Origin of the sequence: Streptomyces tagetis (assembly GCF_018069565.1) — a bacterium.
Lineage (GTDB): Bacteria > Actinomycetota > Actinomycetes > Streptomycetales > Streptomycetaceae > Streptomyces > Streptomyces tagetis.
Map to the genome: position 1 here is coordinate 1,059,367 of NZ_JAGPNL010000001.1, position 22,204 is coordinate 1,081,570.

The following is a 22,204-nucleotide window of genomic DNA, read 5'->3' on the forward strand; positions in this document are numbered from 1 at the left end:
CGCCAAGAGGTATGACCGCAAGGGGACTAACTTTGTCCTGAGTGTGGATAAACAAGGCGCGAGCCGGTACCGTCCCACAGGTTCCCCCGGCTCCTCGCCGGCCCATCACGCTCCGACTTGGCAAATCCCGTACCCGAGTGGGGAGTTGAGCATGGACAGACGTGGCTTCAACCGACGCGTGCTGCTGGGCGGCGCGGCCGTGGCGACATCGTTGTCCCTGGCGCCGGAGCGCGCCGGGGCCGCCCCCGACGCCACCGCTCCGGCCCGCACCGCGCCGGCCGGCGGCGAGGTGCGCCACCTCAGGATGTACGCCGAGAAGCTGCCCGACGGCCAGATGGGCTACGGCCTGGAGAAGGGCAAGGCGAGCATCCCCGGCCCGCTGATCGAGATCAACGAGGGCGACACGCTGCACATCGAGTTCCAGAACACGATGGACGTCACCGCGAGCCTGCACGTCCACGGCCTGGACTACGAGATCTCCAGCGACGGCACCACCATGAACCGCAGCGCCGTCGAGCCCGGCGGCACCCGCACCTACACCTGGCGCACCCACACCCCCGGCCGGCGCAAGGACGGCACCTGGCGGCCGGGCAGCGCGGGCTACTGGCACTACCACGACCACGTCGTCGGCACCGAGCACGGCACCGGCGGCATCCGGCGGGGGCTGTACGGGCCGGTGATCGTCCGGCGCAAGGGCGACGTCCTGCCCGACGCCACGCACACGATCGTCTTCAACGACATGCTCGTCAACAACCGCCCCACCGGCCCCGACTTCGAGGCCACCGTGGGGGACCGGGTCGAGATCGTGATGATCACGCACGGCGAGTACTACCACACCTTCCACATGCACGGTCACCGCTGGGCGGACAACCGCACCGGCCTGCTGACCGGTCCCGACGACCCCAGCCGCGTCGTCGACAACAAGATCGTCGGCCCGGCCGACTCCTTCGGCTTCCAGGTGATCGCGGGCGAGGGCGTCGGGGCCGGGGCGTGGATGTACCACTGCCATGTGCAGAGCCACTCCGACATGGGGATGGTCGGCCTGTTCCTGGTGAAGAAGGAGGACGGGACCATCCCGGGGTACGACCAGCACGCCCACGCGTCTGGGTCGGGGACGGGCAAGGGGGCCGCGTCGGGGTCGGGGTCCGGATCGGCGTCCGGAACGGGGGCGGGGACGGGCACGGACACGGCGTCCGGAGCCGGTACGGAGACCGACGACGGGTCCGGTTCCCGGGCCGGGTCCGGGCACCCGCCCGGTCACGCGCACTGACGGGGCCCCAGGTCCGCGGGGCGCCGGCGGTTATTCTGATCCGCAGCCGCCGACGAGGAGCCCCAAGTGAGCGAGACAGCCCCGCGCCCCACGCTGGAGGCCGTGGCCGCGCGGGCCGGGGTCTCGCGCGCCACCGTGTCCCGGGTGGTCAACGGCGCGCACGGGGTGCGGGACGCGCTCGCCGAACGGGTCCGGCACGCCGTGGACGAACTCGGCTACGTCCCCAACCAGGCCGCCCGCAGCCTCGTGACCCGGCGGCACGACGCGATCGCCGTCGTCGCCGCCGAACCGGAGACCCGGGTCTTCGCCGACCCCTACTTCGCCCAGCAGCTCCGCGGCATCAGCAAGGAACTCACCGCCCACGACAACCAGTTGGTCCTGCTGCTCACCGAGGGCCGCGAGGACCACGCCCGCGTCGGCCGCTACCTGGCGGGCGGACACGTCGACGGCGCCCTCGTCTTCTCCCTGCACCTGGACGACCCGCTGCCCGGACTGGTCCGCCGCGCCGGGGTGCCCACCGTCTTCGGCGGCCGGCCCGACTGGGACGACGGCCAGGGCGGCGTGGTCTACGTCGACAGCGACAACCGCGGCGGCGCCCGCGAGGCCGTACGGTACCTCGCCGCGCTCGGCCGCACCCGCGTCGCCCACATCACCGGCCCGCTCGACCAGACCTCCGCGGCCGACCGGCTCGCCGGGTTCCGGGACGCGGCCGGCGAACACGCGCCGGGGCCCGTCGCCCGCGGTGACTTCACCCCGGCCGGCGGCGAACGGGCGATGCGCGAACTGCTCGACCGGTGCCCCGAGGTGGACGCCGTCTTCGCCGCCAACGACCTCACCGCCGCCGGCGCCCTGCGGGTGCTGCGGGAGAGCGGGCGCCGGGTGCCGGACGACGTGGCCGTGGTCGGCTTCGACGACATGCTGCCGGTCGCCGAGCAGACCGACCCGCCGCTCACCACGGTCCGTCAGGACATCGAGGGCATGGGCCGGCTGATGGCCCGCCTGCTGCTGCGCGACCTCGACCACGCGGCCGACGACGGAGACGTCGGTGGCGTCGGGGACGTCGAGGCCGGCAGCGCGCCGGATGGCTCCCGGAGCGTCGTCCTGCCCACCACCCTGGTCCGCCGCGCCAGCGCCTGAACGGGCCCTGCCCTACGGCGAGGCTCTGCCGCTCACGCCTGCCGGGGCGCGGGGGTGAGTACCGCGAACCGGGCGCCCCACGGGTCGGCGAGCCGGGCCAGCCGGCCGACGCCCTCGACGTCCGTCGCCGGCAGCGGCACCTCGCCGCCCAGCTCCAGCGTCCGGGCGACCACCGCGTCGGTGTCCGGGACCGCGAAGTACGGCAGCCAGCGCGGCACCGTCTCCACCGGATCGTCGGCGAGCGCGGCCAAGCCGCCGAACATCGCCTCCTCCTCCGCCCCGCCCGGCTCGACGCAGGTGTAGACGCCGCCCGGGAAGGTCACGCCCGAGGTGTCCAGTCCGAGCACCGCGCGGTAGTACGCCGCCGCCGCGGCCACGTCCGCCGTGTACAGCTCGGTCCAGCACAGCGCGCCGGGCACGCCGGCCGCCTCCACCCCGGCCCGCCGGCCCGGCCGCCGTACGCCGAACACCGCGCCGGTACGGTCCCGGAGCAGCGCCGTGACGGCCCCCTCGGCATCCCGCGCCGCCGCCCGCAGCACCTCGCCGCGCGACCGGCGGGAGATCTCGGCGGCGGCCTCGGGGTCCGGGCTGCGGAAGTACACCGTCCAGGCCGACGGCTCTGCGGTGGTGGCCTGCGCGGTCCGCCGCCCGCCGGCCACCACCGCGCCCTCCCGTTCGAAGAGACCCCCGTCCGCCGGGCCGGCCCCCGGACGGAACCGCCAGCCGAACAGTGCCCGGTAGAAGGAGGCGGCGCCGTCCGGGTCCGCGACGCCCACCTCGATCCAGTCGGGGGCGCCGGTGACGAAACGGGTGGTGAGCATCTTGGCCCTCCTCGCACGGGTCCCGCGGCACGCTCCGTACGAGTCTCGCCCCTGGCCCGCGCTCGCGCGCGCCGTCGTGCTCCGCGAGGCGGCGTGGGGGAGCATGCCGTGGGGGACCGGCGGGAGCGGCCGGCCGGGCCCGGGGGACCGCGCCCGGCCCGCGCGACCTCCGTACCGGCGCCCCGGGCCGCGTGGCAGCGGGCGCGGCGGCGATCCTGGGCGCGGCGGCGTTGATCCGGCGTTGAGCGAACGTTTTTCGGCGCGGTGAACACTCCAGGACATGCACACCGAGACGACCATCGCGCCCGTCCCCGTCTGGACGAACGAGGCGCTGTGCGCGCAGACCGGGGCGGAGTTCTTCTTCCCCGAGCCCGGAAGCTCCGTACGGGACGCCAAGCGCATCTGCGCCCTGTGCCCGATACGCCCCGCCTGCCTGGAGTACGCCCTCGCCAACGACGAGCGCTTCGGCGTGTGGGGCGGGCTGTCGGAGAAGGAACGCCTCGCCCTGCGCCGCGGCACGCGCTGACCCGCGCGCGCCGCGGCACCGGACCACCGGGCTCCCGGCGTCCGGCAGGGTGGCGTCAGATCTTGCCGCGGGCCGCCATACGGGCCTTGCGCGCCGCCAGCCGCTCGTCGAACTTGGATGCCTCGGCGTCCAGACCGCCCATGAACAGCCCCAGCTCCTCCTGCGCCTGACAGCCCTCGGGGCCGAGCCCGTCGATCTCCATGATCTTCAGGAAGCGCAGCACCGGCTGGATCACGTCGTCGTGGTGGATGCGCAGGTTGTAGACCTCGCCGATGGCCATCTGCGCGGCGGCCCGCTCGAAGCCGGGGATGCCGTGGCCGGGCATCCGGAAGTTCACGACCACGTCCCGCACCGCCATCATCGTCGGGTCGGGGGCGATCTCGAAGGCGGCCCGCAGCAGGTTCCGGTAGAAGACCATGTGCAGGTTCTCGTCGGTGGCGATGCGGGCCAGCATGCGGTCGCAGACCGGGTCGCCGGACTGGTGGCCCGTGTTGCGGTGCGAGATGCGGGTCGCCAGCTCCTGGAAGGCGACGTACGCGACCGAGTGCAGCATCGAGTGCCGGTTGTCCGACTCGAAGCCCTCGCTCATGTGGGCCATCCGGAACTGCTCCAGCTTGTCCGGGTCGACCGCGCGCGAGGCCAGCAGGTAGTCGCGCATGACGATGCCGTGCCGGCCCTCCTCCGCGGTCCAGCGGTGCACCCAGGTGCCCCAGGCGCCGTCGCGGCCGAAGAGGGTGGCGATCTCGTGGTGGTAGCTGGGGAGGTTGTCCTCCGTCAGGAGGTTCACCACCAGGGCGATCCGGCCGACCTCGGTGACCTTGGACTGCTCCTTCTCCCAGGGCTCGCCGTCCTCGAACAGGCCCGGGAAGTTGCGCCCGTCGCTCCACGGCACGTACTCGTGGGGCATCCAGTCCTTGGCGACCTTCAGATGGCGGTTCAGCTCCTTCTCGACCACTTCCTCCAGCGCGTACAGCAGGCGGGCATCGGTCCACTCGGCGGAATTGCCGAGGTGCGGGGAGGTGAGCGTCACGGGTACTCCAGTGGGGACGTGCGACAGAGCGGAAAGGACCGGCGAGCGGTGCCGGGAAACCTACGGGATCGTAGGCTACGAGACCGTAGGTTACGAGACCGTAGGTTAAACGCGCGGTAAGGGAGGCTGAGCAGCGGGGCTCCCTTTCGGCGCGGTGGGGCGGGGAGCCGCAGGCCCGGGGGCCGGACGGGTGACACGGCCACCCGGGAGGCGTAGAAGGCGGGGCGCCGTGGGAGAGGCACCTCACACCCCCGCGCGCCCCACGGCGGGCCGGGGCGGACCGGCGCCCGCCCGGGGCGGTACGCGTGCCGGGCCCGGCCGGGGGCACACGCGCAGAGACGCCGGGAGCCGGTGCCCGCACCGCAGGAGTCCGACGGGGGCGCCGGAGCGGACCGTCCGGCCGCCCGCGCGTCCCCGGCCCCGAGGAGGCCCCCGTGCCCGACGGCCCGCGCTCCGCGCCGAAACCGCCCCGCCTGCCCCCGCCCTCCGTGCCGGCCCGGCTCTCCCTGCTCGCCTGGGACGACACGGCGCCGGAGCCGGGCGACACGCCCGGAGGGCACCGCCTCGTGCGCGCCGGCGCCCTCGCCGACCTCGCCCGGCGCGGCCTGCTCACCGACGCGGACGGCATCGCCACCCCCGCCGACCTGGACACGCGCACCGGGGACATCGCCCTGGACGGACTCCTGGACCTGGTCCGCGAGTCCCCGCCGCACCGCTGGCGGACCTGGGTACGGCTCTACGCCCGGGTCACCTACGACGCCGTCCGCGAGCAGTTGACGGCAGGGGGCTGCCTGAGGGCCGAGAAACGGCGTGTCCTCGGCGTGTTCCCTTCCGTGGAGCACGTGCTGGCGTGTCCGGGCGTGGCGCGGGCGCTCGCCGAGGAGACGCGGCACGTCCTGGACGGACCCGTCCCGTGCGCCGCCGTACCCGAGCGGGACGCGGTCGTCGCCGTCCTCGCGGAGGCCGCCCGGCTGCGCGTCCTCGGCGTGTCGGGGGACCCGGTGGAGCGGCGGCGGCGTGTCGAGGGGCTGACCGCGCTCGGCGCGGCGTCCGCCCCCGGGCTGCCCGGTGTCCTCCGCGGCCTCCGGGAGGCGGTGGGCGCCCGCCCCGCCCACGAGGCGGCCCCGGCGGACGGCTGAGGGGCGGCCCCGGCGGCCGGTGGAGGGCGCGCGCGGTGCGGGCCGGGGTGCCGTGGCCCGGCCCGCACCGTCAGCCGCGGGACACCGTCAGCAGGTCCCGGTGCCCCCCATCAGCTCGGCCAACTCGTGGTCCAGGGCCAGGTGGAGGTGTTCGGCGCCGGCCGGCACCAGTTCGCCGGTGGCCCGCAGGAAGCGGCGCAGCTCGCCGGAGCGGACGTGCACGACGGCGGTCCCCTCGGGCGCGTGGAACTCCAGGACCGTCCGGTCGTACCCGTACGGCCGCACCCGTACGTCGCCCAGACCGCCGGGCTCGCGCATCCCGGTGGTGAGCAGTTCGCGGGAGAAGGTCCAGCAGACCTCCACGCCCTCCAGGGTGGCCGGAGCCGGGAACGTCATCCGTACGGCGAACGGGTCGTTCCGGTCGTAGCGCAGCGTGGCGGGGATGTTCGGCATACGGGGGGCGGCGGCGACGAGTCGCGCCTCGACGGACTGCTCAATGACGGTGGACAACGCCTGGCTCCCTCGGGACGGCTGGACGGCTGACGGGGGGTGGTGCGGTCCGGGCACTGGAGGAGACGTCGGAATCCGCCGGTCCGTGCACACCCTGTCCGGGTGACCTCTGTCACCGCGTTCATGCGCCCGCGCCGCCACGTACCGCGCGGGGTGTCGTGTTCGTCCGGAAGGTGGGTATCCGGTCCCCAGGGACGAGAGGAAAGGACCGGACATGCCACGCGGATCGAGCCCCAAACGGGAGCGTCAGTACGAGCACATCAAGCAGAGCGCGCGCGACCGGGGCGAGAGCGCGTCCCGGGCCGAGGAGATCGCGGCGCGGACCGTGAACAAGGAGCGCGCCCGCTCCGGCGAGTCCCGGACCGCGAGCCGCGTCTCGACCGAGGACATGTCCTCCGGCGAGCGGGGCGGCCGGCGCGCGGGCAGGCGCCAGGGCCCCCAGGGGCCCACCTACGACCAGCTCTACGAGGAGGCCAAACGCCGCGACGTGCACGGCCGTTCGGCCATGAACAAGAAGGAGCTGCGCAAGGCCCTCGACAAGTAGACCCCGACGGGCAGGACCCGGGCGGACAGGCCCCGGGCAAGCAGGCCCCCGGCGGGCAGGCCCCGGGCAAGCAGGCCCCCGGCGGGCGGCCCCCCTCGTACGGCCGCCCCGGGCCGCCCCGTACGCTCGGCCTCACCATGGCGACCGCGGAGATCCCCGAAGGCTGGCCCGCGACCGAGCGGGAGGCACGCGCCGCGCAGGACGCGCTGCGGACCCGCGTCGTGCGCGACGAGGCGGGGCCGCCGCCCGGCACGGTCCGCGTCGCCGGGGTGGACGTCGCCTACGACGACGAACGGGACGTCGTCGCCGCGGCGGCCGTCGTCCTGGACGCGGCGACCCTGGAGGTCGTCGAGGAGGCCACCGCCGTCGGGCGGGTCGCCTTCCCGTACGTGCCGGGACTGCTCGCCTTCCGGGAACTGCCCGCCGTCCTCGCCGCGCTCGACGCCCTGGCCCGGCCGCCCGGACTGATCGTCTGCGACGGCTACGGGCTGGCCCACCCGCGCCGCTTCGGCCTGGCGAGCCACCTGGGCGTGCTCACGGGACTGCCCGCCATCGGCGTCGCCAAGAACCCGTTCACCTTCGCCCACGCCGCCCCGGCCGCCCCGCGCGGCAGCGCCTCCGCGCTCCTCGACGGGGGCGAGGAGGTCGGGCGCGCGCTGCGCACCCGGGACGCCGTCAAGCCGGTCTTCGTCTCCGTCGGCCACCGCGTGGACCTCGACAACGCCTGCGCGCACACCCTGGCGCTGACCCCGGCCCACCGCCTTCCGGAAACCACCCGCAAGGCCGACGCCCTCTGCCGCGCGGCCCTGCGGGAGGCCCTCGGCCCGCCCGGCGCCCAGCCCTCGCCCCGCCCCTCGGCCAGGTGAGAGGCTCAGCCCTCCTCGATGCTCCAGCGGCCCACCTCCCGGTAGGCGGAGTCGTAGACCGGGGAGCCGTCGCCGGGGTTAAGGGCGTAGTGGTGGAGGTTGCCGCCCCAGTAGCGCAGGATGCGTTGCAGTTCGCCGGCCGGGTCCTCGGCGAGCGCGCCCTCGTCCAGGGTGATGTCGAGCAGGAATCTCATGCCGTCGATGGTTTCATCGAACTCCGTCCCGGGACACCGGATTCGGCCGGAGCCAGGTCACCGCCCCGGGCGGCGGCGGGGCTCCCAGCCGGGCCGCCGCCCGGTGGGTCAGCGGTCGGCCGCGACCCGGAAGCGGATGCCCGACGCGATCAGGCGCTCGGTCAGGGCGTCGCCCATCGCCACCGCCGTCGTGACCTGGCCGGAGGTCGGCGGCAGGTCGTCGAGGGCGAGGGCGAGGGCCGCCTCCGCGAACATCACGGCCGTCTCCTCGTAGCCCGGGTCACCGCCCGGCACCTCGGTGAACACCCGCCGGCCGCCGCCCTCGCCCACGAAGCGGAGCCGGAACCAGCTCCGGGCCCGCCGCTCCTCGCCGGGCCCCTCGCCCGGCGCCAGCCGCTCCGACAGCAGCTTCCGCACCGCCGGGACCTGCGCCGCCGCCAGCAGCGCCCCCGCGGCCACCGGTGCGCCGAGGGCCACGGGGAGTGTCCGTACGGCGGCGAAGTGCCGGTAGCGGAAGTCGGGGCCGTAGCGGTCCAGGGCCTTCGCCGAACGCCGCACGATCTGCGGGTCGATGGTCGGCAGCGGCAGCGCCCACGCCCCCACCTCCCCGGCGTAGTGCGGGGCGCCGGAGGGCGTCGTCACGCGCCGCCCCACCAGGCGGGGTTCGTGGCGCCGGCGGTCCCGGGCGGCGTCCCGCAGGTGCCGCCCGCGCGAGAACTGGCCCAGCGCCGAGGCGAGCGTGCCGCCGGAGAAGCGGGCGTCGGCGGTGACGAAACCGTCCACGGTCAGCGGCACGCCCTCCGGGAGCCGACGGACCGTGAAGTACACGCCCAGGTCGTGCGGTACGGAGTCGAAACCGCAGGCGTGCAGCAGCCGGGCGCCCGTCTCGCGCGCCCGCGCGTCGTGCCGTACGTACATCAGGTCGACGAACTCCGGCTCCCCGGACAGGTCCAGGTAATCCGTGCCGGCGTCCGCGCAGGCCGCGACCAGCGCCTCGCCGTGCCTGAGGTAGGGACCCACCGTCGTGGCCACCACGCGGGCCGCCCCGGCGAGCGCCCGCACCGAGTCCGGGTCGGAGGAGTCCGCCCGCAGCACCCCCGGCTCCGACGGTCCCGGCAGCCCCTCGACGAGCCGCCGCAACCGCGTCTCGTCGCGCCCCGCGACCGCCCAGCGCACTCCCTCGGGCGCGTGTGCGGCGAGGTACCGCGCGGTGAGTTCGCCGACGAAGCCCGTCGCCCCGAAGAGCACGACGTCGTACGGCCGATCCGCCCTGTTTAGCCTGTCCATGACACCCCTTTTCGGCCCGCGGCGGCGCCCGGCTGCGTACCACGCGCCGTTCTCGGTGGCTGAGGCTAGCGTGAGCGGCGCGGGAGCCGTGGGACGGGTCCGGCATCGGCCGGCGCGGCGCCCGTCCCGGCCATAATGGGCTAAGCGCTTGCTCGGCCGGCTCTTGTGCCGGTCCGGGCACGTTCCTAGCATCACCGGTGTTACATCAGTTGTGTCACGGACTGGGGGCTGGATGGCCACGGCAAGGCGCACGACACCGCAGACGGACGCGACGGCGCACGACGCCGCGGGCCCAGGGGACGCGCGCGCCCCCGACCCCGCCCCTACCCCACAAGCCACACCGGCCCCACAGACCTCCCACGCCCCCCACGGTCCCCTCACCGGCGTCCGTGTCGTCGAACTGGCCGGCATGGGCCCCGGGCCGTTCGCCGGGATGCTCCTCGGGGACCTCGGCGCCGACGTCGTCCGCGTCGACCGGCCCGGCGGCGTCGGCCTCGCCATCGACCCCGCCCACGACGTCACCAACCGCAACAAGCGCTCGGTCCTCGTCGACCTCAAGGCCCCCGACGGCCCCGCCCGCGTCCTCGCCCTCGCCGCCCGCGCCGACGTGCTGATCGAGGGATGGCGCCCCGGCGTCGCCGAACGCCTCGGCGTCGGCCCCGAGCCCTGCCTCGCCCGCAACCCCCGCCTCGTCTACGGCCGGATGACCGGCTGGGGCCAGCACGGCCCCCTCGCCCCACGCGCCGGACACGACGTCACCTACCTCGCGCCCACCGGCGCCCTCGGCACGATCGGCGCCCCCGGCACCCCGCCGCCCTTCCCGGCCAACCTCCTCGGCGACTTCGCCGGCGGCTCCCTCTACCTCGTCGTCGGCGTCCTCGCCGCCCTGCACCACGCCCGCGCCACCGGCACCGGACAGGTCGTCGACGCCGCCATCGTGGACGGCACCGCCCACCTGACCGCCCTGCTCCACGGCATGCTCTCGGCCGGCGCCTGGCAGGACCGGCGCGGCGCCAACCTCCTGGACGGCGGCTCCCCCTTCTACGGCACCTACGAGACCGCCGACGGCCGGTACATGGCGGTCGGCGCCCTGGAACCGCGGTTCTACGCCGAGTTCACCCGGCTCCTCGGCCTCCCGGCGGACGCCCCCGGCCGCGACGACCCGGCCCGCTGGGACGACCTGCGCGAGGCGATCGCCGCCCGCTTCCGCTCCCGTACCCGCGAGGAGTGGACGGCCGTCTTCCAGGACTCGGACGCCTGCGTGGCACCCGTCCTCTCGCTCGGCGAGGCCCCGCACCACCCGCACCTCGCCGCCCGCGGCACCTTCACCGACCACGGCGGCCTCACCCAGCCCGCCCCCGCCCCCCGCTTCACCGCGACCCCCACCGCCGTCCGCACCGGCCCCGCCCGGCCCGGCGCCGACACCGCGGCCGTGGCCCGCGACTGGGACCTCCCCGGGCTCACCGGTCCGGACCCCGCCCGAGACACCCCTCAGTGAAAGGCCAGCCAGTGACCACCGAAGCGTATGTGTACGACGCGATCCGCACCCCGCGCGGGCGCGGCAAGGCGAACGGCGCCCTGCACGGCACCAAGCCCGTCGACCTGGTCGTCGGCCTCATCCACGAGATCCGCGCCCGGTTCCCCGGCCTCGACCCGGCCGCCGTCGACGACATCGTGCTCGGCGTCGTCGGCCCCGTCGGCGACCAGGGCTCCGACATCGCCCGGATCGCCGCCCTCGCCGCCGGACTCCCCGACACCGTCGCCGGCGTACAGGAGAACCGCTTCTGTGCCTCGGGTCTGGAGGCCGTCAACCTGGCCGCCGCCAAGGTCCGTTCGGGCTGGGAGGACCTCGTCCTCGCGGGCGGCGTCGAGTCCATGTCCCGGGTGCCGATGGCCTCCGACGGCGGCGCCTGGTTCAACGACCCGATGACCAACCTCGCCACCAACTTCGTCCCGCAGGGCATCGGCGCCGACCTCATCGCCACCATCGAGGGGTTCAGCCGCCGCGACGTCGACGAGTACGCGGCCCTCTCCCAGGAGCGCGCCGCCACCGCCTGGAAGGAGGGCCGCTTCGACCGGTCCGTCGTCCCGGTCCGCGACCGCGCCGGCCTCACCGTCCTCGACCGCGACGAGCACCCCCGTCCCGGCACCACCGCCGACTCCCTCGCCGCGCTCAAGCCCTCCTTCGCCGACATCGGCGAACTCGGCGGCTTCGACGCCGTCGCGCTCCAGACGTACCACTGGGTCGAGAGGATCGACCACGTCCACCACGCGGGCAACTCCTCCGGCATCGTGGACGGTGCCTCGCTGGTCGCCATCGGCTCCCGGGAGACCGGCGAGCGCCACGGGCTGCGCCCCCGCGCGCGGATCGTCTCCGCCGCCGTGTCCGGCTCCGAGCCCACCATCATGCTCACCGGGCCCGCCCCGGCCACCCGCAAGGCGCTCGCCAAGGCCGGGCTGACCATCGACGACATCGACCTCGTCGAGATCAACGAGGCGTTCGCGGCGGTCGTCCTGCGCTTCGTGAAGGACATGGGCCTCTCCCTGGACAAGGTCAACGTCAACGGCGGCGCCATCGCGCTCGGCCACCCCCTCGGCGCCACCGGCGCGATGATCCTCGGCACCCTCGTCGACGAACTGGAGCGCCGGGACAAGCGGTACGGCCTGGCCACGCTGTGCGTGGGCGGCGGCATGGGCATCGCCACCATCGTCGAGCGCCTCTGACCTCCCCGCGGCATCCGCGCGCCCCGCACCCGCCAGACTTCTACGGAGACCCCGCCATGACCGTGAGCACCGCCATCCGCTGGGAGCAGGACGACACCGGCGTCGTCACCCTCGTCCTCGACGACCCGGACCAGTCCGCCAACACCATGAACGAGGCGTTCCGCGCCTCCCTCGCCACCGTCGCCGACCGCCTGGAGGCCGAGCGGGACACGATCCGCGGCGTCATCGTCACCTCCGCCAAGAAGACCTTCTTCGCCGGGGGCGACCTGCGCGACCTGATCCGCGTCACCCCGGAGACCGCCCAGGAGCTGTTCGACGGCGGCATGGCCCTCAAGGGCGCGCTGCGCCGCATCGAGACCCTCGGCAAGCCGGTCGTCGCCGCCCTCAACGGCGCTGCCCTCGGCGGCGGTTACGAGATCGCCCTCGCCTGCCACCACCGCGTCGCCCTCGACGCGCCCGGCTCCCGGATCGGCCTGCCGGAGGTGACCCTCGGCCTGCTGCCCGGAGGCGGCGGCGTGGTGCGCTCCGTGCGGCTGCTCGGCATCGCCGACGCCCTGCTCAAGGTGCTGCTCCAGGGCACCCGGTACAGCCCCCGCCGCGCCCTGGACAACGGACTGGTCGACGAGGTCGCCGACAGCCCCGAGGACATGCTCGCCAGGGCCCGCGCCTTCATCGACGCCCACCCCGAGTCCGCCCAGCCCTGGGACCGGCCCGGCCACCGCATCCCCGGCGGCACCCCGGCCCACCCGAAGTTCGCGGCCAACCTCCCCGCCTTCCCGGCCACCCTGCGCAAGCAGACCAACGGCGCCCCCTACCCGGCCCCGCGGCGCATCCTGGCCGCCGCCGTCGAGGGCGCCCAGGTCGACTTCGCCACCGCCCAGGAGATCGAGGCCCGCTACTTCGTCGAACTGGCCGCCGGGCAGACCGCGAAGAACATGATCCAGGCGTTCTTCTTCGACCTCCAGGCCGTCAACTCCGGAGCGAGCCGCCCCCAGGGCGTCGAGCCCCGCCAGGTGCGCAGGGCGGCCGTCCTCGGCGCCGGCATGATGGGCGCCGGCATCGCCTACGCCTGCGCCCGCGCCGGCATCGACGTCGTCCTCAAGGACGTCACCGAGGAGGCCGCCACCCGGGGCAAGGGCTACTCGCGGGCCCTGTGCGACAAGGCGGTCGCCAAGGGCCGTACCAGCCGCGAGGAGGCCGACGCGCTGCTGGCCCGCATCACGCCCACCGCCGAGGTCTCCGACCTGGCCGGCTGCGACGCGGTCATCGAGGCCGTCTTCGAGGACACCGCCCTCAAGCACAAGGTGTTCCAGGAGATCGAGGACGTCGTCGCCCCCGACGCCCTGCTCTGCTCCAACACCTCCACCCTGCCCATCACCGCCCTCGCCGAAGGCGTCGGACGCCAGGGCGACTTCATCGGACTGCACTTCTTCTCGCCGGTCGACAAGATGCCGCTGGTGGAGATCATCAAGGGCGAGCGCACCGGCGACGAGGCGCTGGCCCGCGCCTTCGACCTGGTCCGGCAGATCCGCAAGACGCCGATCGTCGTCAACGACTCGCGCGGCTTCTTCACCTCCCGCGTCATCGGCCACTTCCTCAACGAGGGCGTCGCCATGGTCGGCGAGGGCGTCGAGCCCGCCTCCGTCGAACAGGCCGCGGCCCAGGCCGGGTACCCGGCCAAGGTGCTCTCCCTGATGGACGAGCTGACCCTCACCCTGCCGCGGAAGATCCGCGCCGAGACCCGGCGGGCGGTCGAGGAGTCCGGCGGCACCTGGACCCCGCACCCGGCCGACGCCGTGGTGGACCGCATGGTGGACGAGTTCGGCCGCCCCGGCCGCAGCGGCGGCGCCGGCTTCTACGAGTACGGCGAGGACGGCCGGCGCACCCGCCTGTGGCCCGGACTGCGGGAGCACTTCACCCGGCCCGGCCACGAGATCCCCTTCCGCGACCTCCAGGAGCGGATGCTCTTCGCCGAGGCGCTGGACACCGTCCGGCTGCTGGAGGAGGGCGTGCTGACCTCCGTCGCCGACGCCAACATCGGCTCCCTCCTCGGTATCGGCTTCCCCGGCTGGACAGGCGGCGTCCTCCAGTACGTCAACGGCTACGAGGGCGGCCTGCCCGGCTTCGTGGCCCGCGCCCGGGAACTCGCCGAGCGCTACGGCGAGCGGTTCACGCCGCCCGCGCTGCTGGTGGAGAAGGCGGAGAAGGGCGAGACCTTCACCGACGGGCGCTGACCCGGCCCCGACGGGGGCCGAAGAGGGGCTCACCGCCTCCTGGGCCCCGACGGGGGCCGAAGAGGCGGCTCTCACTCCTCCTCGCGGCCCCCGTCGAGCCACTGGGCCAGTTCCTCGCGGAGCGAGCGCTGAAAAGCCGTCAGCAGTGCCTGTACCACGATCGGATGCATGTGCGCGGAGAGCGACCGCACGTCGGCCGCGTCCCGTTCGGCGACCGCCTCGCGCAACAGCCGCGACAGGTCCCGCGCGGCGGCCCGCGAGTGCTCCAGGAGCGCGGCGCGGGCGGCGAGGACCGTCTCGGGGGAGAGCGGCACGTCCAGCAGCTCGACGCCGAGCCGCAGCAGCCCCGCGTCGACGAGGTGGCCGTCCCCGTCCGGGGTGACGACGCCCAGCGCCGCCAGCCGCGCCACCTCCTCGTTGCCCAGCGGCCGTCCGGCCCGCCGCCCCAGCTCCTCCCGGTCCAGGCGCTCCGTGCCCGGGGGCGCCCAGGACGCCACCACCGCCCGCTGGAGGGCGAGGTCACGGGCGGTGAGGCCGGGCGGCAGCCGGCCGAGGTACCGCTCGATCGCCGCCAGGGTCATGCCCTGGGCGCGCAGCTCCTCGATCAGGGCGAGCCGGGCCAGGTGCGCCCGCCCGTAGCGGCCGACCCGGCGCGGGCCGAGCACCGGCGGCGGCAGCAGGCCCCGGGTGCCGTAGAAGCGGACCGTGCGCACCGTGACGCCGGAGCGCGCGGCCAGTTCGTCGATCGTGAGGGCCGGCTCCTCGGCGTCGGTCGTCGTCATGCGCAGCAGTATCGCCGCCCGGCCCCGGCCGCGGAACCGCCGGTACGCCGCCGGGGCGGGGGCGGGAGCGCCGGGTGCCTCGGCGCGGAGGCACCCGGCACGACCCCGGGCGCGTCAGTGCGCGTGCACGCCGTTGGTCGCGGCGATCTTCTTCCACGAGGCCGGCTCCGCCGTCGCGGCGGACGCCACGGACGCGGACCGCGCGGCGGACGCGGCCGGCTTCACCGGCTCGTACAGCCAGGTGTCGAAGAGCGCGGCCAGCGGCTTGCCGGAGACCTCCTCGGCGTAGCGCCGGAAGTCGGCGACGGAGGCGTTGCCGTGCGCGTACTTCGCGGGCCAGCCCTTCAGCACGGTGAAGAAGTCCTCGTCGCCGATGGCTTCGCGCAGCGCCTGCACGGCCAGCGCACCCCGGTCGTAGACCGCGAGGTGGAACTGGTCGTCGGGGCCGGGGTCACCGGGCCGCACCGTCCAGAACGGGTCGTCCGCCGGGTGCGAGGCGTAGGTGTAGTCGGCCAGTTCCCGCGCCGTGCCCTCGCCCTCGTGCTCGGACCAGAGCCACTGCGCGTACCGGGCGAAGCCCTCGTTGATCCAGATGTCCTGCCAGCCGCGCACCGACACCAGGTCGCCGTACCACTGGTGGGCCAACTCGTGTACGACGACGGAGACGTTGGAGCCGTTCGTGAACTGCCGGGGGCTGTAGAAGGGGCGCGTCTGCGTCTCCAGGGCGTACCCGGTACCGGTGTTGGGCACGTACCCGCCGAGCGCGTTGTACGGGTAGGGCCCGAAGTACCCGGCCAGCCAGTCGGCGACCTCGCCGGTCCGCTCCACGCTGGCCCGCGCCGCGCCGGCGTGGGCGCCGAGGTCCTTGCTGTAGGCGTTGACGACGGGGATGCCGCTCTCGGTGGTGCCGGTGGTGAGGTCGAAGCGGCCGATCGCCAGGGTGGCCAGATAGGTGGCCTGCGGCTTGTCGCTCCGCCAGTTCCAGCGGGTCCAGCCCAGCCGCGAACTCGTCGACTGGAGCGTGCCGTTGGAGATGACCTGGGTGCCGTCGGGGACCTGCACGGAGACGTCGAAGGTGGCCTTGTCCAGCGGGTGGTCGTTGCTGGGGAACCACCACCAGGCCGCCTCGGGCTCGTTGGCGCCGATCCCGCCGTCCGGGGTGCGGTGCCAACTGGTGAAGCCGTACGCCTTTTTCGAGGAGGGCACCCCGCTGTAGCGGACCACGACGGTGACCGGGGTGTCCTTGGCCAGCGGCGTCTTCGGGGTGATCTCCAGCTCGTGTTCGCCGGAGGTGGCGAAGGCGGCGGGGGCGCCGTTCACCCGGACCTCGCCGACGTCCAGCAGGAAGTCCAGGTTGAACCGGGAGAGGTCCTGGGTGGTGCGGGCCAGGAGGGTCGCCGTGCCCTCCAGGCGGTCGGTGGCCGGCTGGTAGGTCAGGCGCAGGTCGTAGTGGGAGACGTCGTAGCCGCCGTTGCCGTACGCCGGGTAGTAGGGGTCGCCGATGCCCGGGGCGCCGGGGGAGTGGCCCGCCGCCGACGCCGGGATCGCCAGCATCAGCACGGCGGCGCCCAGTGCGCCCGGCACGATCAGTCTGCGGTGCACGATTTGCTCCAAGTGGTAGGAGAGCGGGGTCCGTTCGGAGCCTATTGAGTCCCCTGGTGCTCGCCGTGTCCATGCCCACCCCTGTCACACGATCGCCATTCGGCCGTCATCCCCCCGGCGGTACGGGCCCCGGTCCGGGCCCCGGTCCGGGCCCCACCCGCGTCCAGCCCGCTCCCGCCCGGCACCCCTTCGACCGTACGTACGCCCACCGCCCCGCTCCGGGCCCCCGGCCCCCCGTCCACCCCGGCGGGCGCGGCGCCCGCCGCACCGCCCGCACCCCTCCGCCACCCCCGGCGGCGACCACCGCGCCGCCCGCCGCGCCGGCCACGGGAATACTCGCCGCATGGCTGCCGAGTACGCGACCTTCGGCCTCGCCCCGGCGACCCGGGCCGGAGGGGTCCTCGCCGGCGGTGACCACCAGGCGCACCGCGACTTCACCGACTTCCTCGTCGACGGGGACCCCCTCCTGCACCGCCTCGCCGACCTCGACGCGGTCTCCCCGCTGGCCGCCGACGTCCCGCCCGCGATCTTCACCGAGCAGGTGCGCGCCCTGCTCCTGGAGACCCCCGCACCCCTGCCCGGCGGCCGGTACGTCCTCTACGGCTGCCCCGAGTGCGAGGACCTGGCCTGCGGCGCCGTCACCGCCGTGATCCTGCGCGAGGGGGACGACGTCATCTGGCGCGACTTCGCCTGGCAGACCTCCCCGCACGCCGACCTCGACCGCGACGGCTACCACGGCATCGGCCCCTACCGCTTCTCCGGCGCCGAGTACCGCACCGCCCTCACCGCCCTGCTCGACGGCGCCGGGCGCCCCCGCCGCCGGGTGCTGCTGATCGGCCCCCGCGTCGCCCTGGTCGCCCGGCTGGCCGCCGCGCTGCGCACCACCGGCATCGGCGCCGACACCGCCCCCGACACCGACGCCGTCCCCGCCGGGGAACTGCGCGCCTACGGCGCCGTCGCCTTCGCCCCCACCGTCCCCGAGGCCGAACGGGCCGCCGTGCGCGCCGCGTTCGCGCGGGCCGGGGCCGAGACCGCCTTCGTCGAGGACCTGCCCCCCGTCGTCCCGCTGCTCGTCGCCCGCGTCGAACACGCCCTGCGGCGCGGCCCCGCCGAGCGGCACCGGCTGGTCCGGCTCTCGGCCACCGGCACCACCGCCGAGATCGAGGTCGCCTCCCCCTGCCGGGTCCGGCTCACCGCGTACCGCCTCGACAGGCTGCGCCGCACCCGCGTGAGCGAGGTCTTCGACGGCCTCCTCACCACCGGCGCCCACCGCCTCGACCTGCCCCCGGAAACGGTCCGCGGACGCTCCTACCTGGTCGCCCGCACCCCGGACGCCGTCCTGGTCGCACCGGTGGAGCACCCGGCGGAGCGGGCCGGGAGCCGGGGCCGGACGCACGGGCCGCCGAGGCTAGGATCGGGGCCCTGATGACTGCCACCCTCGTCGCCAAGAACCTCGCCGCCGGACACGGTGACCGCTCCCTGTTCGCCGGGCTCGACCTCGTCGTCGCGCCCGGCGACGTCATCGGCCTGGTCGGGGCCAACGGCGCGGGCAAGTCCACCCTGCTGCGCCTGCTCGCCGGTCTGACCGCCCCCGAGGAGGGCGAGGTGCGCCTCTCCCCGCCCGGCGCCACCGTCGGCCACCTGCCGCAGGAGCCCGAGCGGCGGCCCGGCGAGTCCGTCCGCGCCTTCCTCGCCCGCCGCACCGGCGTCAGCGCCGCCCAGCACGCCATGGACGAGGCCACCCAGGCACTGGTCGACGGGGCCCCCGGCGCCGACGACGCCTACGCGGGCGCCCTGGAGCGCTGGCTCGCCCTCGGCGGCGCCGACCTCGACGAACGCGCCGAGGAGACCGCCCAGGGCCTCGGCCTCGCGGTGGACCTGGACCAGCCGATGACCTCCCTCTCCGGCGGCCAGGCCGCCCGCGCCGGGCTCGCCTCCCTCCTGCTCTCCCGGTACGACGTCTTCCTGCTCGACGAGCCCACCAACGACCTCGACCTGGACGGACTGGAGAAGCTGGAGCGCTTCGTGCGCGGACTGCGCGCCGGCACCGTCCTGGTCAGCCACGACCGCGAGTTCCTCACCCGCACCGTCACCAAGGTCCTCGAACTCGACCTGGCCCAGCGGCAGATCAACCTCTACGGCGGCGGCTACACGGCCTACCTGGAGGAGCGCGAGGTCGCCCGCCGGCACGCCCGCGACGAGTACGAGGAGTACGCGGGCAAGCGCTCCCAGCTCCAGGACCGCGCCCGCGTCCAGCGCTCCTGGATGGACAAGGGCGTCAAGAACGCCCGGCGCAAGGCCGGGGACAACGACAAGATCGGGCGCAAGTTCCGCAGCGAGGCCAGCGAGAAGCAGGCCGCCAAGGCCCGCCAGACCGAACGGCTGCTGGAGCGCCTGGAGGTCGTGGAGGAGCCGCGCAAGGAGTGGGAGCTGCGCATGGAGATCGCCTCCGCGCCCCGCTCCGGCGCCGTCGTCGCCACCCTGCGCGACGCCGAGGTCCGGCGCGGCGGCTTCACCCTCGGCCCGGTCTCCCTCCAGATCGACTGGGCGGACCGGGTGGCGGTCACCGGGGCCAACGGCGCGGGCAAGTCCACCCTGCTCGCCGCGCTGCTCGGCCGCGTCCCGCTCGACGCCGGGCACGGGGCGCTCGGCTCCGGCGTGCTGAGCGGCGAGGTCGACCAGGCCCGCCGCCTGTTCCACGGCACCGAGACCCTGCTCGACGCCTTCCAGGCGGCCACCCCGGACACCGAACCGGCCGAGGTCCGCACCCTGCTCGCCAAGTTCGGCCTCGGCGCGGACCACGTCCTGCGCCCGGCGTCCACGCTCTCCCCGGGCGAACGCACCCGGGCGGCCCTCGCCCTCCTCCAGGGCCGGGGCGTCAACCTGCTGGTCCTGGACGAGCCCACCAACCACCTCGACCTGCCCGCCATCGAGCAACTGGAGGCGGCCCTCGACTCCTACGAGGGCACCCTGCTCCTGGTCACCCACGACCGGCGGATGCTGGACGCGGTGCGCGTGACCCGGCGCCTGGAGGTGGCCGACGGCAAGGTGACGGAACACCCGTCCTGAACGCGGAGCGCCGGGCACCCCCGAGACCGGGGGCACCCGGCGCGCGGCCGGCATCCGGGAACTAGGCCAGACCGGCCCGGCGCAGCGCGTCGGCCATCGCGCCGCTCGCGGGCGGCGCGGACGGACGGCCGCCCTTGCCGCCGCCGGACCGGCCCTGCTGCTGCCGCTGGCGCGGCGGACGGCCGTCCCGCTGCTGCCGGCCCTGGCCCTGCCGCTGTTCCTGCGGGGCCGTGGCCTCGTTGTCCAGGCGGAGCGTCAGCGAGATCCGCTTGCGCGGGATGTCGATGTCGAGGACCTTCACCTTCACGATGTCGCCGGGCTTGACCACGTCCCGGGGGTCCTTCACGAAGGTCTTCGACATCGCGGACACGTGCACCAGACCGTCCTGGTGCACCCCGACGTCCACGAACGCGCCGAAGGCCGCCACATTGGTGACGACGCCCTCCAGCACCATCCCGGACTCCAGGTCGGAGATCTTCTCCACGCCCTCCTTGAAGGCGGCCGTCCTGAAGGCGGGCCGCGGGTCGCGCCCCGGCTTCTCCAGCTCCCGCAGGATGTCGGTGACGGTCGGCAGGCCGAAGGTCTCGTCGACGAAGTCGGCGGGCCGCATCGACCGCAGCACCGCCGTGTCGCCGATGAGCGCGGCCACCTCCCGCCCGGCGGTCTTCACCATCCGGCGCACCACCGGGTACGCCTCGGGGTGCACGCTGGAGGCGTCCAGCGGATCGCTGCCGCCCCGGATGCGCAGGAAGCCCGCGCACTGCTCGTACGCCTTCGGGCCGAGCCGCGAGACCTTCTTCAGCTCGGTCCGGGAGGTGAACGGCCCGTTGGCGTCGCGGTGGGCGACGATGTTCTCGGCGAGCCCGGAGGAGATGCCGGAGACCCGGGCGAGCAGTGGCGCCGACGCGGTGTTGACGTCCACGCCCACGCCGTTCACACAGTCCTCCACCACCGCGTCCAGCGAGCGCGACAGCTTCACCTCCGACAGGTCGTGCTGGTACTGGCCGACGCCGATCGACTTCGGGTCGATCTTCACCAGCTCGGCCAGCGGGTCCTGGAGCCGGCGCGCGATCGAGACCGCGCCGCGCAGCGACACGTCCAGCTCGGGCAGCTCCTGGGAGGCGAAGGCGGAGGCCGAGTAGACGGAGGCACCCGCCTCGGAGACCATCACCTTGGTCAGCTTCAGCTCCGGGTGCCGGGTGATGAGGTCCCCGGCGAGCCGGTCGGTCTCGCGGGAGGCGGTGCCGTTGCCGATCGCCACCAGGTCGACGGCGTGCTGCCTGGCCAGCCCGGCCAGCTTGGCGACCGACTCGTCCCAGCGGTTGGCCGGGACGTGCGGGTGGATCACGTCCGTGGCGACGACCTTGCCGGTCGCGTCGACCACGGCGACCTTCACGCCGGTACGGAAACCGGGGTCGAGGCCGAGCGTGGCGCGGGTGCCCGCCGGGGCGGCCAGCAGCAGATCGCGCAGGTTGGCGGCGAAGACGTTCACCGCCTCGTCCTCGGCGGCGGTGCGCAGCCGCAGCCGCAGGTCGATGCCGAGGTGCACCAGGAGGCGGGTGCGCCAGGCCCAGCGGACCGTGTCCGTCAGCCACTTGTCGCCCGGCCGGCCCCGGTCGGCGATGCCGAACCGGCTCGCCACGATCCCCTCGTACGAGGACGGGCCGTCGGTGGGCTCCTCCGGCTCCAGGACGAGGTCGAGGACGTCCTCCTTCTCGCCGCGCAGCATGGCGAGGACCCGGTGCGAGGGCAGCGCGGTGAACGGCTCGGAGAAGTCGAAGTAGTCGGCGAACTTGGCGCCGGCCTCCTCCTTGCCCTCCTTCACCTTGGCGGTGAGCCGGCCGCGCGTCCACATCCGCTCGCGCAGCTCGCCGATGAGGTCGGCGTCCTCCGAGAACTTCTCGGTGAGGATGGACCGGGCGCCGTCCAGCGCCGCCTGCGCGTCGGCCACGCCCTTGTCCGCGTCGACGAAGGCGGCTGCCGCGGCGAGCGGGTCGGTGCCCGGGTCGCCGAGCAGCGCCTCGGCCAGCGGCGCGAGGCCGGCCTCGCGCGCGATCTGCGCCTTGGTGCGCCGCTTGGGCTTGAAGGGCAGGTAGATGTCCTCCAGGCGGGCCTTGGTCTCGGCCGCGCGGATGCGGGCCTCCAGCTCCTCGGTGAGCTTGCCCTGCTCACGCACCGAGTCGAGGATCGCCGCCCGACGGTCCTCCAGTTCCCGCAGATAGCGCAACCGCTCCTCGAGGACGCGAAGCTGCGCGTCGTCGAGCATCTCGGTCGCCTCCTTGCGGTAGCGGGCGATGAAGGGCACCGTCGAGCCGCCGTCCAGCAGCTCCACGGCGGCCGTCACCTGCCGCTCCCGTACGCCGAGCTCCTCGGCGATCCTGCCTTCGATGGACCCTGGGAGGGGTGTCGTCACGATCCCGTACCGCCTTCTCACTGAGGTTGCGCGGCAATTGTGGCAGGTGGAGGCGG

The 22,204-nt window shown here is 74.8% G+C and carries 19 protein-coding genes; 11 read left to right on the top strand and 8 right to left on the bottom strand.

The genetic code is table 11. The annotated features are described in order from the left end of the window. Window positions 1-151 precede the first annotated feature (151 nt). Window positions 152-1,270 carry a multicopper oxidase domain-containing protein gene (locus J5Y05_RS04510; protein ID WP_247614030.1) on the top strand — a complete coding sequence of 373 codons (1,119 nt, stop codon included), beginning with the start codon at window positions 152-154 and terminating at the stop codon, window positions 1,268-1,270. A gap of 66 nt (window positions 1,271-1,336) precedes the next feature. Then, complete coding sequence (locus tag J5Y05_RS04515) at window positions 1,337-2,407, top strand: LacI family DNA-binding transcriptional regulator (protein WP_210868419.1); 1,071 nt, start codon at window positions 1,337-1,339, stop codon at window positions 2,405-2,407. A gap of 32 nt (window positions 2,408-2,439) precedes the next feature. On the opposite strand, the gene J5Y05_RS04520 is transcribed toward J5Y05_RS04515, so the two are convergent. Then, the gene (locus J5Y05_RS04520) at window positions 2,440-3,228 is read right to left on the bottom strand and encodes a VOC family protein (protein ID WP_210868420.1); all 789 of its coding nucleotides are present in this window, start codon (window positions 3,226-3,228) and stop codon (window positions 2,440-2,442) included. A gap of 280 nt (window positions 3,229-3,508) precedes the next feature. Here J5Y05_RS04520 and J5Y05_RS04525 point away from each other — a divergent pair, with 280 nt between their 5' ends. Continuing rightward, a complete protein-coding gene (locus J5Y05_RS04525) occupies window positions 3,509-3,754 on the top strand; it encodes a WhiB family transcriptional regulator (protein WP_210868421.1) in 246 nt (81 codons plus the stop codon). Window positions 3,755-3,809: 55 nt separating this feature from the next. Here J5Y05_RS04525 and J5Y05_RS04530 read toward each other — a convergent pair whose 3' ends face one another. After that, window positions 3,810-4,784 (bottom strand): acyl-ACP desaturase, encoded by a 975-nt coding sequence (locus tag J5Y05_RS04530; protein WP_210868422.1) that lies wholly within the window; start codon window positions 4,782-4,784, stop codon window positions 3,810-3,812. A gap of 434 nt (window positions 4,785-5,218) precedes the next feature. Here J5Y05_RS04530 and J5Y05_RS04535 point away from each other — a divergent pair, with 434 nt between their 5' ends. Further along, the gene (locus J5Y05_RS04535; protein WP_307853699.1) at window positions 5,219-5,923 is read left to right on the top strand and encodes a GOLPH3/VPS74 family protein; all 705 of its coding nucleotides are present in this window, start codon (window positions 5,219-5,221) and stop codon (window positions 5,921-5,923) included. Between the two features lie 87 nt (window positions 5,924-6,010). Here J5Y05_RS04535 and ssgD read toward each other — a convergent pair whose 3' ends face one another. Then, window positions 6,011-6,433 carry a spore wall synthesis regulator SsgD gene (gene ssgD / locus J5Y05_RS04540; protein WP_210868423.1) on the bottom strand — a complete coding sequence of 141 codons (423 nt, stop codon included), beginning with the start codon at window positions 6,431-6,433 and terminating at the stop codon, window positions 6,011-6,013. Between the two features lie 214 nt (window positions 6,434-6,647). On the opposite strand from ssgD, the gene J5Y05_RS04545 reads away from it, so the two are divergent. Both J5Y05_RS04545 and J5Y05_RS04550 read left to right on the top strand, forming a co-directional pair. Continuing rightward, window positions 6,648-6,977, top strand: a complete 330-nt coding sequence (locus J5Y05_RS04545; RefSeq protein WP_210868424.1) for a plasmid stabilization protein — start codon at window positions 6,648-6,650, stop codon at window positions 6,975-6,977. A 137-nt stretch (window positions 6,978-7,114) separates the two neighbouring features. Beyond that, window positions 7,115-7,843, top strand: a complete 729-nt coding sequence (locus tag J5Y05_RS04550; RefSeq protein ID WP_210868425.1) for an endonuclease V — start codon at window positions 7,115-7,117, stop codon at window positions 7,841-7,843. 5 nt (window positions 7,844-7,848) lie between these two features. Here J5Y05_RS04550 and J5Y05_RS04555 read toward each other — a convergent pair whose 3' ends face one another. Beyond that, complete coding sequence (locus J5Y05_RS04555) at window positions 7,849-8,037, bottom strand: hypothetical protein (RefSeq protein WP_210868426.1); 189 nt, start codon at window positions 8,035-8,037, stop codon at window positions 7,849-7,851. 108 nt (window positions 8,038-8,145) lie between these two features. Next, window positions 8,146-9,324 (bottom strand): saccharopine dehydrogenase family protein, encoded by a 1,179-nt coding sequence (locus J5Y05_RS04560; protein WP_210868427.1) that lies wholly within the window; start codon window positions 9,322-9,324, stop codon window positions 8,146-8,148. A 409-nt stretch (window positions 9,325-9,733) separates the two neighbouring features. Here J5Y05_RS04560 and J5Y05_RS04565 point away from each other — a divergent pair, with 409 nt between their 5' ends. From J5Y05_RS04565 to J5Y05_RS04575, 3 genes are read left to right on the top strand one after another with little or no spacing between them, the layout of a single operon-like run. Further along, window positions 9,734-10,822 carry a CaiB/BaiF CoA transferase family protein gene (locus tag J5Y05_RS04565; RefSeq protein WP_247614265.1) on the top strand — a complete coding sequence of 363 codons (1,089 nt, stop codon included), beginning with the start codon at window positions 9,734-9,736 and terminating at the stop codon, window positions 10,820-10,822. Window positions 10,823-10,833: 11 nt separating this feature from the next. Beyond that, on the top strand, window positions 10,834-12,048 hold the full coding sequence (locus J5Y05_RS04570) for an acetyl-CoA C-acetyltransferase (RefSeq protein WP_210868429.1): 1,215 nt from the start codon (window positions 10,834-10,836) through the stop codon (window positions 12,046-12,048). Window positions 12,049-12,104: 56 nt separating this feature from the next. Next, complete coding sequence (locus J5Y05_RS04575; RefSeq protein ID WP_210868430.1) at window positions 12,105-14,282, top strand: 3-hydroxyacyl-CoA dehydrogenase NAD-binding domain-containing protein; 2,178 nt, start codon at window positions 12,105-12,107, stop codon at window positions 14,280-14,282. Between the two features lie 71 nt (window positions 14,283-14,353). Here J5Y05_RS04575 and J5Y05_RS04580 read toward each other — a convergent pair whose 3' ends face one another. After that, a complete protein-coding gene (locus J5Y05_RS04580; RefSeq protein WP_210868431.1) occupies window positions 14,354-15,064 on the bottom strand; it encodes a MerR family transcriptional regulator in 711 nt (236 codons plus the stop codon). Between the two features lie 114 nt (window positions 15,065-15,178). Next, complete coding sequence (locus J5Y05_RS04585; protein WP_210868432.1) at window positions 15,179-16,666, bottom strand: M1 family metallopeptidase; 1,488 nt, start codon at window positions 16,664-16,666, stop codon at window positions 15,179-15,181. Between the two features lie 343 nt (window positions 16,667-17,009). Here J5Y05_RS04585 and J5Y05_RS04590 point away from each other — a divergent pair, with 343 nt between their 5' ends. Both J5Y05_RS04590 and J5Y05_RS04595 read left to right on the top strand, forming a co-directional pair. After that, window positions 17,010-18,092: an oxidoreductase gene (locus J5Y05_RS04590; RefSeq protein WP_247614031.1), complete on the top strand. Its 1,083-nt coding sequence runs from the start codon at window positions 17,010-17,012 to the stop codon at window positions 18,090-18,092. Then, on the top strand, window positions 18,092-19,735 hold the full coding sequence (locus J5Y05_RS04595; RefSeq protein ID WP_210868433.1) for an ABC-F family ATP-binding cassette domain-containing protein: 1,644 nt from the start codon (window positions 18,092-18,094) through the stop codon (window positions 19,733-19,735). The genes J5Y05_RS04590 and J5Y05_RS04595 overlap by 1 nt, the downstream gene beginning before the upstream one ends. A gap of 61 nt (window positions 19,736-19,796) precedes the next feature. Here the strand turns inward: J5Y05_RS04595 and J5Y05_RS04600 are convergent, their stop codons facing one another. After that, window positions 19,797-22,148 (bottom strand): Tex family protein, encoded by a 2,352-nt coding sequence (locus J5Y05_RS04600; protein WP_210868434.1) that lies wholly within the window; start codon window positions 22,146-22,148, stop codon window positions 19,797-19,799. Window positions 22,149-22,204: the final 56 nt, after the last annotated feature.

What these genes read in the sequence shown, in the direction of transcription:
- J5Y05_RS04520 (WP_210868420.1), bottom strand. Translation starts at nt 3,228, where the DNA reads ATGCTCACCACCCGTTTCGTCACCGGCGCCCCCGACTGGATCGAGGTG.
- J5Y05_RS04550 (WP_210868425.1), top strand. Translation starts at nt 7,115, where the DNA reads ATGGCGACCGCGGAGATCCCCGAAGGCTGGCCCGCGACCGAGCGGGAG.
- J5Y05_RS04545 (WP_210868424.1), top strand. Translation starts at nt 6,648, where the DNA reads ATGCCACGCGGATCGAGCCCCAAACGGGAGCGTCAGTACGAGCACATC.
- J5Y05_RS04510 (WP_247614030.1), top strand. Translation starts at nt 152, where the DNA reads ATGGACAGACGTGGCTTCAACCGACGCGTGCTGCTGGGCGGCGCGGCC.
- J5Y05_RS04575 (WP_210868430.1), top strand. Translation starts at nt 12,105, where the DNA reads ATGACCGTGAGCACCGCCATCCGCTGGGAGCAGGACGACACCGGCGTC.
- J5Y05_RS04525 (WP_210868421.1), top strand. Translation starts at nt 3,509, where the DNA reads ATGCACACCGAGACGACCATCGCGCCCGTCCCCGTCTGGACGAACGAG.
- J5Y05_RS04590 (WP_247614031.1), top strand. Translation starts at nt 17,010, where the DNA reads ATGGCTGCCGAGTACGCGACCTTCGGCCTCGCCCCGGCGACCCGGGCC.
- J5Y05_RS04560 (WP_210868427.1), bottom strand. Translation starts at nt 9,324, where the DNA reads ATGGACAGGCTAAACAGGGCGGATCGGCCGTACGACGTCGTGCTCTTC.
- J5Y05_RS04580 (WP_210868431.1), bottom strand. Translation starts at nt 15,064, where the DNA reads ATGACGACGACCGACGCCGAGGAGCCGGCCCTCACGATCGACGAACTG.
- J5Y05_RS04565 (WP_247614265.1), top strand. Translation starts at nt 9,734, where the DNA reads ATGGGCCCCGGGCCGTTCGCCGGGATGCTCCTCGGGGACCTCGGCGCC.
- J5Y05_RS04595 (WP_210868433.1), top strand. Translation starts at nt 18,092, where the DNA reads ATGACTGCCACCCTCGTCGCCAAGAACCTCGCCGCCGGACACGGTGAC.
- J5Y05_RS04555 (WP_210868426.1), bottom strand. Translation starts at nt 8,037, where the DNA reads ATGAGATTCCTGCTCGACATCACCCTGGACGAGGGCGCGCTCGCCGAG.